Raw genomic sequence first — 13408 nt, 5'->3', positions numbered from 1 at the left:
GATCATTAAAGCTTAGGTAAGTAGAGGTCAATAAGCGCCCACCTAACCCTCGATCGGCTAAATCTGATAAATGAGACTTTAATGCATTCAACCCATCTTGTGTAACGAACGCCACAGAAAATGTGAAGGTTTGGCAATTATCCATTTCTTCTTGTAAAATATTTAGGAAAAATTCTTTCTGTTTTGGCTGATTCACAATAAATTTTGGATCCAATTTTGAACCGGCTATATTTTTATCAATAAATCCTTTATAAATAGCTTTTTTTACTAAATCAATATCAGTCATAGACATTCCCCTGAGCTACTAATTTTTTTACGGTTGGAATATCCACCGGTGCCCATTCCAACTCTCCCAATTCACTAGGCGCAACCCATTTAAGTGCGATGTGCTCCGTCAAAATCGGTTCACCTTTTTTTAAATGACAAACCATTGTTTTCATGTTCACCCTGCCAAAAGCATAATCATAACTAGCTTCTTCAAAGACTTCTCTCTGAATACTCACTTCAATCTTCAGCTCTTCTCTTAATTCTCTACCTAAAGCATCTAAAGGTGTTTCTCCCGCTTCAATTTTGCCTCCAGGAAATTCCCACAAATAAGCCAAAGAGCGACCCGGACCACGTTTACAACATAAAATTTTGCCTTTATGGACTAGAATTGCCCCTACTACCTCGATTTGCTTTGTCATCTCTTCACCTTTTTCTAGTTTTCGAATCTAGCTAACTTAAAAGATAATCCTACTAAACTAGGATCCCACAAAAAAATCAGCATGGCAAGAACAAGGACATAGTGATACTCTAAGTAGATTAAAATGGGCATACCATCTCAAAAAAAACAACCCCTTCCACCTTCTTAGGCTTCCAGAGTTGTTCTCAAAATTTCATCTTTTCTTACATCGATCCTTTAAACACGGCTGTATTCTTCATAAAGTAATCCACCCCAGAATAAATGGTGAAAACAAGACAAGCATACAACATAATTTGATCCAAGGGGAAGCCTACCATACCAAATGGGATATTGTTGATGAACAATAAGATAATGGCTACCATTTGAGTGGCGGTCTTCACTTTCCCCGGCCAGGCTGCCGCCATGACTTCACCATGCTCTACTAAGAGTAAGCGCAAGCCAGTCACCGCTAATTCCCGACAGACGATAATTGCTACTACCCAAGCAGGGGCTTTGCCTAATTCCACCAACATAATGAAAGCCGTCATTACCAGCATTTTATCCGCTAAAGGATCGGCGAATTTACCGAAGTTGGTCACCAAACCTCTTGAGCGAGCGATTTTGCCATCGAGCCAGTCGGTAATACTAGCCCCAGCAAAGATAATTGCCGCTACTAAATGAGTGATTGGCAGGCTAATGTCGCCGGCTTGCAAGGTGCCCCAGTCTAAAGGTAGGGCTAAAATCAAAATAAAGATGGGAATCATACAGATTCGAATTACGGTTAACTTATTTGGTAAATTCACGATGTCCTCTTTCCTACTGAGCGGCTTTATAGCCGATAGTCAGATTGATATTTTTGCGTAATGCTGCCATGCCTTCATCGGTAAAGGCCAGTTCTTGTCCTCCAGCTTTAACGGTGACATTGGCACTAGCACCTAGGATAATGGTAGCATTTTGTGTATCCGCTGGCAAAGTGGTAGCCTGTTTGTCTCCAGTTTCTAAGGTGTATTGATACACGTAGCCGCCGTTGACCATCACACCCACCCAACAACGCCCAGCAGTACTTTCAAATTCCAATGACAAGGGATTGGTAGCATCGGTAATAGTCATATTGGCTTCTGCCTGAGTATTGCTAGTAGTGGTAATCACCATTTTTTGCTCTTCCGAACTTTCCGTAGTGCTTGCTTGGGTAGAAGAACTTTCGGCAACTGGTGCTTGAGAGGTAGACGTGCTAGTTTCTACGGGCTGTTCCACCGTCACCGAAGAGCCAGGATCTTTAATCAAGGCATCTTCATTGCGATCTTGGATGGTCATCCAAATCACTACTCCGATAATCGTCACAGCAATTAACGTGAAAAAGATTACCGGTAACAGGCGAATCCAAGGATTTTTTGGCGCTTCTTCCACATGAAGGGCTTTTCGGGAACCCTTTACTCTTTCTGGCTGAGGGCGTTGCGGTAGTGGTGGCTCTAAGCTAGCCTTTCCATCTAAAACCGCTACTAACCGTTCACCGTCTTCGCCTACTGCTTGAGCATATTGCTTAACAAAAGCTCGCACGTAAAAAGTTCCCGGCAAGCTATCGAAGTCACCGTCTTCGATAGCTTCTAAATAACGCCGCTGGATTTTGGTAATCTGTTGGAGTTCGTCTAAGGATAAGTTTTTATTCAAACGGGCTTGCCGCAATGTTTGTCCGATCGTCGTTGCTTCGTTGGCCACGGGGTCATCTTCTCCAGTCTATTAATACAGCCAGCCGCCGGTCACCGGTATCGTGGTGCCCGTCGTATACTGGGCTTCTTTTGAAAAAAGGTAAGCGACTGCTGCTGCGATTTCAGAGGTCGCTGCTAGTCTACCTGAGGGGATTTCAGCGCTTAATTCCTGTAATTGTTCCTCAGTGAATTGCCGGTTCATCTGGGTATTCACTGCCCCAGGCGCCACACAATTTACGGTAATGCCCAGGGAGGCCACTTCTTTCCCATAGGCTTTTACAAAGCTTTGCTGAGCACCTTTTACGGCACTATAAACGGTTTCCATACTGCTACCGGCTAATCCATAAACCGAGCCGATAAAAACTACTCGTCCATACCCGGTACGGCGCAATTTGTCTTCTAAAGCAGCTAATAAAAGCATGGGCGTTTCTACATGGATTTTCCATAAGTTGTTCATGTCTTGCTGGCTGTGTTCAGCCAATAAGCCATACTTGGTAAATCCGGCAGCAAAAACCACTCCATCCACTTGGAATAAACCCGTTAAAAATGGCGCTATTTCCCGATAATCTAGCATATCTAAGCATACCATAAAAAAATCTTGGTGAGGATAGGATAACCGTAGTTCACTAACAAATTTTAATACTTTTTCTTCATTGTGATGATAGTGGCAGTACAATGACCAACCACTAGCCGCCAACCTGCGACATACCGCTTCCCCAATGTCCCCCGAAGCGCCTAAGACTAAAGCAGCCGGCATTAAATTTCCTCCTCTGGATAAAGATAATACGTACAAAAAGCTTCTTCTTTGATTAATGTCTTACCTGCAGCTAGAACATCTGCCAACGTAATGGAATCAATCACATCCGGCACGTCAAAGACTGTTAAATCCCCAAAGATGCTTTGAGTGAATTGATTGGCAATGTATTCCAAAGAATTTAGAGATTGGAAGTATTTTCCTAACATTTTTTTCTTTAATAAGGTCAAGTTAGCTTCATTGACCTCAGAATCGGTAGCAAAATTCAACAGAATGGTCTGAATTTCTTGTATCATCGCTTCTGGTCGGTCGCTATCCCCAAAAAAGGCCCCAAAGCTAAATTCTCGATCCAAATCATATTCAAAACCAAAGGAATCATCGATGACACCTTCATCATAAAGACGTAAGTAATTGCTAGAAGTGTTGCCTAAAAGTAAAGCGAATAATAAATTCAAACTATAGCGAAAACGTAATAATTCCCCAGGTTCTTTAGGCAAGTCTTGGACTAAGCCTTTCACGCCAAGGGCCCCTTTGCTACGACTTAAAGGCAATTTACGGCTAGCTTCTTTCACAAGAGACAAGTTTTCTTGGGGAAACTTTCGTTGAATCGGTGTCGCTTTGGGAAATTCTTTTTTCCCTTGGTTGGCTTTAATCCAACTCATCACTTCATCAGGATCAATATTTCCCACCACTAAGAGTTTCATATTGCTCGGTTGATAAAAAGTGCGGTAACACAAGTACAAATCTTCTGCAGTGATCTTATCAATGGTTTCCACGGTGCCGAGGATATCTACAGCTAAGGGATGGTTAGGATACATTTGAGCTAATAATCCGGAAAACTGCAAAAAGTATGGATCATCTTGATACATGCCGATTTCTTGACCGATAATGCCTTTTTCTTTGTCCACACTTTCCTTGGTGAAATAGGGTTCTTGCACAAAATCTAACAAGGTTTCTAAGTTCAAACGAATTTGATCCGTGGCGGAAAAAAGATAACTGGTTTTAGTAAAACTGGTAAAAGCGTTGGCAGAAGCTCCTTGTTTGCCAAAAACTTGAAAGACATCCCCTGCTTCTTTTTCAAAGAGTTTGTGTTCCAAAAAATGAGCGATCCCATCAGGAACCGTCACAAAATCAGTTTGTCCAATGGGTACAAAAGTATTATCCAAACTGCCATAATTAGTGGAAAATAAGCCATAGGTCTTGTGGTAGCCGGCTTTTGGTAATAAGTAAACCGTCAAGCCATTGTCCAAAACCTCTGTATATAAAGTTTCATTGATTTGCTCATAAGTGATTTTACGCATTTTTGCCCACTCCTTCTAAGCAATAAACTGCCTTTAACTGCATTTTTTGGGCAATCTTTTGCACTTCTTTAACCGTCACCGCTTCAATTCCCGCTAAAATCATTTCATCGGTCATAGCAGCTTCTGGCAACCAATTATCCAAATAAGCCGCTTCAATCATTGCTTGGGGACTATCCAATGAAAGCAAGAAAGAATTTTTTAGCATGGCTTTGGTTTGGGCTAATTCTTCAGCCGTAATTTCTCCCCGTTGTAAACTTTCCAACTGCTGGGCAATTAAATGCAATACCCGTTCACGATTTTCCCCATCGATACCGGTTTGAACACTGACAAAGCCGCGGAACGTATCATAGGAAGAAGAGGCATAGTATGCCATACTTTCCTTTTCTCGCACGTTCATAAACAAGCGGGAATGCGGAAAGCCACCGAATAAGCCGTTAAAGACCATTAAAGCAAAACGCTCCGGTTGACCATAATAAACATCCATAGCATAACCCAAGTTTAGTTTCGATTGAGTCAAAGGTTCTTGCTCTTGTTTTTCGGCAATCACGTTGTCTGCCACAGGATAATAAAAAATCTCTGGATGCACCCGCTCTGTTTTTGAAAATGGCAAAGCCGCCATAAAACGGTCGCCTTCTGCCTCAGTAACATCTCCCACTAAAAAGACATCCACTTGATCTTCATTTAACATTTTTTCATAGGTTGCAACTAAATCCTGACTCGTCAAAGCAGTCAAACTAGCTAATGTCCCGTAGCTGGGTACACTTTGATCCGCATCACTTTGGAAAAAGAGTTGCTGCAACTCTTGAGAAGCGTAAGTTTGTTTGTCTTCAGCAATACTTTTCATATAAGCGATCAAGTTTTCCTTTTCTATGGCAAAGGTCCCTTCATCAAAGGAGGATGCCACGATATTTGGGGCAAACAAAATCTCTTTAATAAAAGCGGTGGCTTGATCTAAAAGGCTACTGACTCCTAGGTATTTGCCATTAACTAGATTCATAGAAAGATTTACTTGGTGCAAATTGCCTTTTTTTGCCATATTCACGCCGAAGCTCGCGCCATAAAGTTCTGCTAAGGCACTGCTTAAAGCGGTGTGAGTGGGATAGTTGCGACTATTCGTCTCCAATAAACTGGTCAATAAGGTGCGCGCTGCCGCCGATTGTGCCTGGTGTCGGGCGGAAAAACGAATATACAAGCGTAAAGTTTTAAATTGTTGCGTAGAAATCAAATGGAAATAAACTCCCGGTTGAATCTCTTTTGTCATGATTATGCCCCTTTAAGTCGGCCTTTTAAGACTGACGCGTTTTCATCTCTGCTACAAATTATAGCACAGAAGCCCTCCTACAGCCCTTAGTACCCCTTAGAAGACCTTATCAGTTCAGTTTTTAGCAGGTCTTCGCTATACTGGAGAAAAGAAGAAAGGAGGTTGTTTTCGTGATTAAAGAATTTAAAGAGTTTATTATGCGAGGCAGTGTCTTGGATTTAGCCGTTGGGGTGATCATCGGGAGTGCCTTCACTGGAATCGTCAACCAAGTGGTAGAAGGGTTGATTACACCTTTAATTGGCTTGGTTATTTCCCTCTTCACCGATGGACAAGACTTGGATAAAGCCATGAATGTGTTAGACGTGAAAGTCAATGGGGTAACCTTTATGTTTGGGAATGTGATCAGTGCTATTATTACCTTTTTAATTACCGCATTTGTCTTATTCTTAATCGTCAAAGCAGCCAATAAAGCGAAAAGCTTTGGCAAAAAAGAAGAGGAAGAAGAAGCGGAAATCGTCACTACTGAAAGCTTGCTTACAGACATTCGCGACTTACTAGAAGCCCAAGAAGGCAAGACTGCCTCCCAAGCAAAAGCTGAACTAGACCGAGATAGTCAAGTGTAACTTCACTAAAAGCCGGCTAATTTAATTTGAGAAAAACAACTTAGTCAGCCTTTGAAATTTTTAACGACGAAAAGCCAAGCAACTTCCGAGAGGTTTAACGGAAGCTGCTTGGCTTTTATGTCTTTATGGTATCCTTCGGTTCAAAGGACGGTGACGCAATTCAGTTGGTTTCCACAAAGAAAAAAGAGTTTGACCACTAAAGTCAAACTCTACCTTCTCATTATACTAACCTAGAAATTCGATTTCCACGGTGCGGGTCAGAACATCTGAGTAGCTATAAGATACTCGTTCGAAAGAGTTCTCTTCCTGATCCAGATCGACTACAAAAACTGATGGATACGTTTCTGTCAAAATACCTTTGCGCTCAGTCTGACGCTTGCGGCCAGTTTGTGCTACGACCATGATCTCGCTACCAATCCGACATTCCAAGTCTTTCTTGATTGACGCTAAAGTTGTTGGCATTGCGTTCACCTCAGGGACGATTATACCATATCTAGTGTGAAATTTCAAGTTTATCATAACAAAATCCTATTGACAATCCATAATGAATATTTTCTCTAAAATCACTAAAAATCTTGAAATAAACTGACCTTTACGCTTTTTTTTATGACTATTTTGGAGATTCTCTTCTCCTTTTGAAAGCGTTTTATAACATAGCTACCTAATTTTTCAAATGATAGATGGTTTTTCGACGAGCCCGTTCGTAAGCCAATTTAACCTTAGTAAAGGTTTGATCAACGGATTCCGCGATTTCATCATAGTCCCACCCTAAAACATAAGCAGCAAAAACTTGCTCTTCCAAATCAGACAACTGATCCGCTAGCCCTGACACCGCTTCTGCCACAATTAATTGCTCATCGGCTGCCGGAGCTTGTTGTCCTAGTCCAAACTGGAGCTCCCCACCTTCTTCGGCTAATGAAGACTCAAAAGGGACCGAATCCGTCATGCTTTTACGCTTATATGCTGCTTGTTTTCGTAAATGGCTCTTAATACAGTTCTCAAAATTACGCTTAAAATACGCCCCAAAGGTCACGCCTAATGTCCCGTCATACTTACTTAAACTTTCAGAAAAAACGATTAGGCCCTCTTGCAGCCAATCATCCCCATCGAAATCCCGGACAAAGTACCTGCCTTGCAACTTGTAGATAATCGGTCGATACTGTCTAAACAATTTTAGAAATGCCTCCTCATCTCCTGCTCGTGCTTCCTCAAGTAATGACATACAAAAAAACCTCCTTCCAAAGAATCTTGAAATGAGGTTATCATGATAAAAACTGTCATTTTCTCATAATTGCTACCTTTTTTTCTTGTTTGACAGGTTTTGCAAAGTTTTTTCTAATTCACTGAGTTGTTCTGCTGTCCAAGGAGAGTTTCGCCGAAAATCGGTAAAACGCAAGTCTTCTTGATGACCGCTGATGGCTCGCTCTGTTTTGGCAATGGTTTGATAGAGCTCCCGTGCTGAAGTCCGCAACGCCCCTTGGGAAAAGATTACCCACTGTTCTGCTAGGTCGCTAGTCGCTACGGTCACCTGAGTTAAGCGGGTGTTTAACTCACCAGCAATTTTCTCAATGTAGCTATCTGCCGTTTCTCCTTCTTCGGTAAAAACTACTTCCAGCTGATATTTTTGATAGCGTTTGGTTACTCCCGGCACAAACTGAGCATCGAAGACTACGATGATTTCCAAACCTTCGTACTTAGCAAAATTAGACAATTTATTTAATAACGCATCTCGAGCATCTTCTAGCTTGTCTTGTTTTTTCAACAAAACCAACTCCGGCCAAGCGCCAATCATATTATAGCCATCGACAATCAACAGCTCTTTTTTCATGACTGGCCACTTCGTTTCCGCAAAGCTTCATAAATCAATAAGCCTGTCGCTACCCCTGCATTTAAGCTTTGGACGTGACCGTGCATGGGAATTGTCAGCATTTCATCTACTTCTTTTGCTAATCCTGCACTCATGCCTCTTCCTTCATTGCCAATAATTAACGCAATTTTCCCTTGGGCATTCCATTGGCGATAATCCGTGCCCTCCATGGCCGTGCCAAAAATCCAAAAACCTGCTTCTTTTAGTTGCTTAATGGCTTGGCTTAAATTGGTCACGCGGGCTACAGGAACGTGTTCCACAGCTCCTGTGGAAGTTTTCACCACAATGGGTGTAATCCCCACGGCCCGGTGTTTTGGAATGATAATGCCAGCCACTCCACCAGCGTCTGCTGTCCGTAAAATTGAACCAAAATTATGGGGATCCTCAATGCCATCAAGAATCAAATAAAAGGGATTTTCCTCTTCACTCTTTTCTAAAAGTTCCGGTAAAGATAAGTATTGATAAGGGGTAATGGCTAGAACCATCCCTTGATGCACCCCGTGATCGCTCATAGTGTCCAACTTTTGCTTCGGCACCCATTTTACTGGCACGGCTTGTTCTTGGGCAATGGCTTTTAATTCATCGATCTTTTCCCCATGGGCATCTTCTAATAAGAACAATTTATTGCCTCGTCCTTCTTTTAAGGCCTCGACTACGGCGTGATGGCCAAATAAAAAGTTATCTGCTAAAGAATCTTCAGTATTTCCTGGAATTTTTTTCTCTGGCTTATTATTGGCAGTCCCTTTGCGCCGTGGTTTTTGAGTGGACCATTTTTTCTTACCTCGATTATTGTCTCTATTTTCCTTCATTTTCTTCACCTACCTTCTTAATACACCAATCAATCAGCTCTTCTAGGCGGTCTTGTTGCTGAGTTAAATGTAAATACCCCATTAGTGACTCAAAGCCTGTAGCGATTCGATAGGTGGTAATATCCGCATTTTTGGCACTGGTGTGGCTCTTGCTGTTACGTCCGCGACGGTAAAAGAGTTCCTCTTCTTCGGTCAATAAGTCACCAGATAACAGCCCATCCATTAAAAAGGCTTGGGCTTTGGCTGACACATAGTGAGTCGCCATTTTGTGCAGCTGATTAGGCCGGGTCTGTCCCGTAGATACTAAGTAATCTCGGATATAAACCTCATAGATGGCATCTCCCACATAGGCCAATGCCAAGCCGTTTAACTGTTTGTAATCTCTCATGCGTCTCTTCTCCATCTGGTTCCTTGAGGGGTGTCCTCTAAGATAATCCCTTGTTCTTTCAATAAGTCCCTAATTTCATCACTGCGAGCAAAATTTTTGTCTTTTCTGGCTTGGATGCGTTCTTCAATCAATTGATCGATTTCTTCATCTAAAATACTGGCGGCCGCAAACTCAATGCCGAAAACTTGCAACCAAGCAGCAAATTTAGCCAAAGCATTTTCTAAAACGATTGTGGACACTTCTGAGCGTTCACTGTAATTGTTCAACCATTTGGCTAATTCATAAACTACGGTAATCCCATTGGCACAGTTGAAATCATCGTCCATTTCCGCTACAAAGCGCTCTTCCAAAGCCGTTAAAGTCACTAAGTCTTCCCCATCAACACTTAAAGCACTGGCCGCTTGGTTTAGGCGGAAATCAGCATTTTCCTTAGCCGTTTTTAACCGGTGTAAATTCGCAGCGGCTTCTTGCAATACGGTCTCACTGTAGCGAATTGGCCGACGATATTGGGTGGTCGCCATTAAAAAGCGAATCACTTGAGGATCCACTTGCTGAATCAACTCATGAGCTGTGATGAAATTCCCCAAGGATTTACTCATCTTTTCATTGTCCTCGCCAATAGTCACATACCCATTGTGCATCCAATAATTAGCAAAGGTCTTCCCAGTTTTTGCTTCACTTTGAGCGATTTCGTTTTCGTGATGAGGAAACTCTAAATCTTGACCACCACCGTGAATATCAATGGTTTCGCCTAAGTGTTTCGTAGCCATGACGGAGCATTCGATATGCCAACCGGGACGTCCTGCACCCCATGGCGATTCCCAAGAAATTTCCCCGGCTTTAGCGGACTTCCATAAAGCAAAATCCAGCGGGTCTTCTTTAATGGCTTGTTCGCTACCCGTCCGTTGACTGGCCCCAACTTCCAATTCATCAATGGACTGATCACTTAACTTACCGTATTCTTTAAACTTGCGAGTACGATAATACACATCGCCACTAGCTTCATAAGCATAGCCTTTTTCAATTAATGCTTGAATAAAAGCAATAATATCAGGAATATGATCCATTACCCGAGGATTTAAAGTAGCGGGTTCAATATTTAGCGCTTTGGTGTCTTCAAAATAAGCTTGGATAAACTGTTCGGATAAAACTTCTGGGGTAACTTGAGCTTCTTTAGCTGCTCGAATAATCTTGTCATCCACATCGGTAAAATTCGTTACAAAATCCACCTGATAGCCTCGGTATTCAAAATAGCGCCGAATTGTATCAAAAGCAATAAAACTACGGGCATTGCCAATGTGAATATAGTTATATACCGTAGGACCACAAACATAAATCTTTACTTGTCCCGGCGTAATGGGCTTGAAGACTTCCTTTTGCCGCGTCAAGGTATTATAAATTTTGATCATCAACTCTCACTCCATTCAATCGTACGACTTTCGCTGGGGCTCCCACAGCGGTCGCATTATCTGGTATATCTTTTAAAACTACGGCTGCTGCGCCGATTTTAGCATTTTGGCCAATGGTAATCGGCCCTAAAATTTGGGAATGAGCAGCAATCATCGCGCCTTTCAAAACTGTAGGATGGCGCTTGCCACAATCTTTTCCCGTCCCTCCAAGTGTCACTCCATGGAACAAAACGACTCCTTCTTCGACTACTGCTGTTTCACCAATCACAACGCCCATACCGTGGTCGATAAAAACCCCTGAGGCAATTTCCGCTCCGGGATGAATCTCAATCCCTGTTAAGAAACGCCAAAATTGGGCATTTAATTTGGCCAGTAAAAACAAGCCTTTTCGGTATAAAAAATGAGACCAGCGATGCCAAAATAATGCGTGAAACCCTGGATAGGTCAAGACGATCTCCAATGTGCTTCGTGCAGCGGGATCGTTAGCTTTAGTAGCAGCGATGGCTTTTTTAAACCAGCTCATCTGACTTCCCCCTTCCTTGTTACATTCCTTGAAAGCTATTTTTGTCAACAAGCTTTCTGTCTCACTAATAGATTGCTCCTATGTAGTAAAACCTAATTCACGAATAGAGAGGCAAAACGAATTCGTGAAGCCAAGCATAGTTAGCTGTGGTATTCTACAAAAAAAGCGTCTTTTAAATAAGTTTCCTTATTTAAAAGACGCTTTTTGCGTGGTTCCACTTTTTTTCACAAAGATTGCTCCTTGCCTTTAAATGAATAACGGCCATGCCCGTATCTGCTTTTGGCAGATCCACTCCCAGCTGCATTTCCCACGGCTTTTTTAGTCCCTTTTCAGCAGGGGGACCTCTCTGTAAAAAAAGACGGTGGTACTTCGACTGTTCTTAGTGTTTCCTTATTTTGTTAAAGCTTGTTCTAATTTGTTAATCGCTTGTTCGCGACCTAAAATTTCAATGGTATTTGGCAAATCAGGACCGTGCATTTGGCCAGAAACAGCAATTCGGATTGGCATAAAGAGGTTTTTCCCTTTGACACCAGTAGCTTTTTGAACAGCTTTAATCGCGGCCATGATATTTGGCGCAGTAAAATCACTTAATTCGCTCAATTGGTCTTTAAAAGCACTTAAGACAGTTGGCACTGTTTCTTGCGCCATAATTTCTTTTCCTTCTTCGCTTAATTCTGGATGTTGGTCAAAGAATAAGCCGGAAAGTTCTACGATTTCAGCCGCATAACTCATTTGTGGTTGATACAAAGCAACCACTTTTTTAACCCAAGCTTTTTGGTCTGCGGACAATTCAGCAGGAATCCGGCCAGCAGTAAACAAGAATGGTAGACACATTTCGGTTAATTCGTCTAAGTCCATTTCTTTGATGTAATGGTTGTTAACCCATTCCAATTTTTTGCCGTCGAAGGCTGCTGGTGATTTGCTCAAACGTTTTGGATCAAAAATCTTGATTAATTCTTCTTGAGAAAAGAGTTCATCTTCCCCTACTGGAGACCAGCCTAGTAAAGCAATAAAGTTAAACATGGCTTCTGGAAGATAGCCTAGTTCTCGGTATTGCTCGATAAATTGTAAGATGGATTCATCCCGCTTGGATAATTTCTTACCTGTTTCAGAATTGATGATCAACGTCATATGACCAAATTCTGGGGGTGTCCAGCCAAACGCTTCGTAAATCATCATTTGTTTTGGTGTGTTGGCGATATGGTCATCCCCCCGCAAAACATGGGTGATTTTCATCATATGATCATCGACTGCTACAGCAAAGTTGTAAGTTGGCATGCCATCCCGTTTTTGGATAACAAAGTCGCCACCCACATTGTCAGATTCAAAGTGGATATCGCCTTTCACCATATCATGGAAGGAGTATTCCGTATTTTTTGGTACGCGGAAACGAATCACAGCTTCAAGGCCGGCTGCTTCTTTTTGTGCTTGTTCTTCTGGTGTTAAGTGGGCACATTTGCCGCCGTAATGAGGCATTTCTCCCCGAGCACGTTGCGCTTCTCTTTCCGCTTCTAGTTCTTCTTCGGTACAGTAGCATTTATACGCCCGATTGGAAGCGAGTAGTTGATCGATTAAAGGTTGGTAAATATCCCCTCGCTCTGATTGACGGTAAGGGCCATATTCCCCGGGATTTTCAGGAGATTCATCCCAGTCCATGCCTAACCAAGCTAAGTTTTCTAACTGGCTTTTTTCGCCATCAGCAATATTTCGTTTTTGGTCAGTATCTTCAATGCGGATAATAAAGTCGCCATCATTGTGACGAGCAAATAAATAATTGAACAGTGCTGTTCGGGCATTGCCGATATGCAAATGTCCTGTTGGGCTTGGCGCATAGCGCACGCGGATTTTACTCATTTTATCTCTTCCTTTTAGTGGATTTTTCCCTATACGTTTCAAATTGTACAATCAATGTCCTCATTAGTAAAGTATCACTATCAAGACTTGTGATTTCGTTGATTGCGACTGCTCTTGCCATTAGTAGTTGGAGCGGCTTCTGTATCAATGCCTCGACCGGAGTGAGCTGGTTTGGCAAAAATCATCCGCCCGGCTGCGGTTTGCAAAGCACTGGTCACCACGACTTTAATTCGTTCGTTCATATAATGC

General features: G+C 42.3%; 15 protein-coding genes, 2 pseudogenes and 1 other annotated feature. Of the genes and pseudogenes, 1 reads left to right on the top strand and 16 read right to left on the bottom strand.

The genetic code is table 11. The annotated features are described in order from the left end of the window. The 7 genes and pseudogenes from AB5754_RS01705 to AB5754_RS01675 form a co-directional block, all read right to left on the bottom strand. Positions 1-286 (bottom strand): annotated as a pseudogene (locus AB5754_RS01705) (type III restriction endonuclease subunit R); the annotation flags it as partial. Then, on the bottom strand, positions 279-686 hold the full coding sequence (locus AB5754_RS01700; RefSeq protein ID WP_368250454.1) for a (deoxy)nucleoside triphosphate pyrophosphohydrolase: 408 nt from the start codon (positions 684-686) through the stop codon (positions 279-281). The gene AB5754_RS01700 and the pseudogene AB5754_RS01705, both read right to left, overlap by 8 nt. Positions 687-888: 202 nt before the next feature. Beyond that, on the bottom strand, positions 889-1467 hold the full coding sequence (gene pgsA, locus AB5754_RS01695) for a CDP-diacylglycerol--glycerol-3-phosphate 3-phosphatidyltransferase (protein ID WP_311834648.1): 579 nt from the start codon (positions 1465-1467) through the stop codon (positions 889-891). A 13-nt stretch (positions 1468-1480) separates the two neighbouring features. Continuing rightward, positions 1481-2380, bottom strand: coding sequence for a RodZ domain-containing protein (locus AB5754_RS01690; RefSeq protein ID WP_368250453.1), 900 nt, complete (start codon positions 2378-2380; stop codon positions 1481-1483). A gap of 21 nt (positions 2381-2401) precedes the next feature. Continuing rightward, a complete protein-coding gene (locus AB5754_RS01685; protein WP_311834646.1) occupies positions 2402-3127 on the bottom strand; it encodes an SDR family oxidoreductase in 726 nt (241 codons plus the stop codon). Further along, positions 3127-4425, bottom strand: a complete 1299-nt coding sequence (locus tag AB5754_RS01680; RefSeq protein WP_368250452.1) for a M16 family metallopeptidase — start codon at positions 4423-4425, stop codon at positions 3127-3129. Before AB5754_RS01680 ends, AB5754_RS01685 begins: the two co-directional genes overlap by 1 nt. After that, positions 4418-5686: a M16 family metallopeptidase gene (locus tag AB5754_RS01675; protein ID WP_368250451.1), complete on the bottom strand. Its 1269-nt coding sequence runs from the start codon at positions 5684-5686 to the stop codon at positions 4418-4420. The genes AB5754_RS01680 and AB5754_RS01675 overlap by 8 nt, the downstream gene beginning before the upstream one ends. A gap of 170 nt (positions 5687-5856) precedes the next feature. Between AB5754_RS01675 and mscL the strand changes: the two genes are divergently transcribed. After that, positions 5857-6309: a large conductance mechanosensitive channel protein MscL gene (gene mscL, locus AB5754_RS01670; RefSeq protein ID WP_368250450.1), complete on the top strand. Its 453-nt coding sequence runs from the start codon at positions 5857-5859 to the stop codon at positions 6307-6309. 225 nt (positions 6310-6534) lie between these two features. Here mscL and AB5754_RS01665 read toward each other — a convergent pair whose 3' ends face one another. The 9 genes and pseudogenes from AB5754_RS01665 to AB5754_RS01625 all read right to left on the bottom strand — a co-directional run. Continuing rightward, positions 6535-6771 carry a Veg family protein gene (locus AB5754_RS01665; protein ID WP_010755032.1) on the bottom strand — a complete coding sequence of 79 codons (237 nt, stop codon included), beginning with the start codon at positions 6769-6771 and terminating at the stop codon, positions 6535-6537. 199 nt (positions 6772-6970) lie between these two features. After that, positions 6971-7531: a sigma-70 family RNA polymerase sigma factor gene (locus tag AB5754_RS01660; RefSeq protein WP_368250449.1), complete on the bottom strand. Its 561-nt coding sequence runs from the start codon at positions 7529-7531 to the stop codon at positions 6971-6973. A 72-nt stretch (positions 7532-7603) separates the two neighbouring features. Further along, entirely contained in the window at positions 7604-8137 is a 534-nt protein-coding gene (locus AB5754_RS01655; RefSeq protein WP_368250448.1) for an NYN domain-containing protein, read from the bottom strand. Further along, positions 8134-8985 (bottom strand): 23S rRNA (guanosine(2251)-2'-O)-methyltransferase RlmB, encoded by an 852-nt coding sequence (rlmB, locus tag AB5754_RS01650; protein ID WP_368250447.1) that lies wholly within the window; start codon positions 8983-8985, stop codon positions 8134-8136. Before rlmB ends, AB5754_RS01655 begins: the two co-directional genes overlap by 4 nt. Further along, positions 8972-9373, bottom strand: a complete 402-nt coding sequence (locus tag AB5754_RS01645; protein ID WP_311834639.1) for a Mini-ribonuclease 3 — start codon at positions 9371-9373, stop codon at positions 8972-8974. The genes rlmB and AB5754_RS01645 overlap by 14 nt, the downstream gene beginning before the upstream one ends. Further along, the gene (cysS, locus tag AB5754_RS01640) at positions 9370-10782 is read right to left on the bottom strand and encodes a cysteine--tRNA ligase (protein WP_368250446.1); all 1413 of its coding nucleotides are present in this window, start codon (positions 10780-10782) and stop codon (positions 9370-9372) included. The genes AB5754_RS01645 and cysS overlap by 4 nt, the downstream gene beginning before the upstream one ends. Further along, positions 10766-11305 (bottom strand): serine O-acetyltransferase EpsC, encoded by a 540-nt coding sequence (gene epsC, locus AB5754_RS01635; protein ID WP_311834637.1) that lies wholly within the window; start codon positions 11303-11305, stop codon positions 10766-10768. Before epsC ends, cysS begins: the two co-directional genes overlap by 17 nt. 190 nt (positions 11306-11495) lie before the next feature. Further along, positions 11496-11695: a binding site (T-box leader), on the bottom strand. Further along, positions 11696-13159 carry a glutamate--tRNA ligase gene (gene gltX, locus AB5754_RS01630; RefSeq protein WP_368250445.1) on the bottom strand — a complete coding sequence of 488 codons (1464 nt, stop codon included), beginning with the start codon at positions 13157-13159 and terminating at the stop codon, positions 11696-11698. A gap of 80 nt (positions 13160-13239) precedes the next feature. Next, positions 13240-13408: pseudogene (locus AB5754_RS01625) on the bottom strand (PIN domain nuclease); the annotation flags it as partial.

This window comes from Enterococcus sp. 2201sp1_2201st1_C11_2201SCRN_220225, from assembly GCF_040925905.1.
Lineage (GTDB): Bacteria > Bacillota > Bacilli > Lactobacillales > Enterococcaceae > Enterococcus_C > Enterococcus_C asini_A.
Note: the sequence above shows the minus strand (reverse complement) of the source record. Positions and strands in the feature narration are given on the sequence as shown.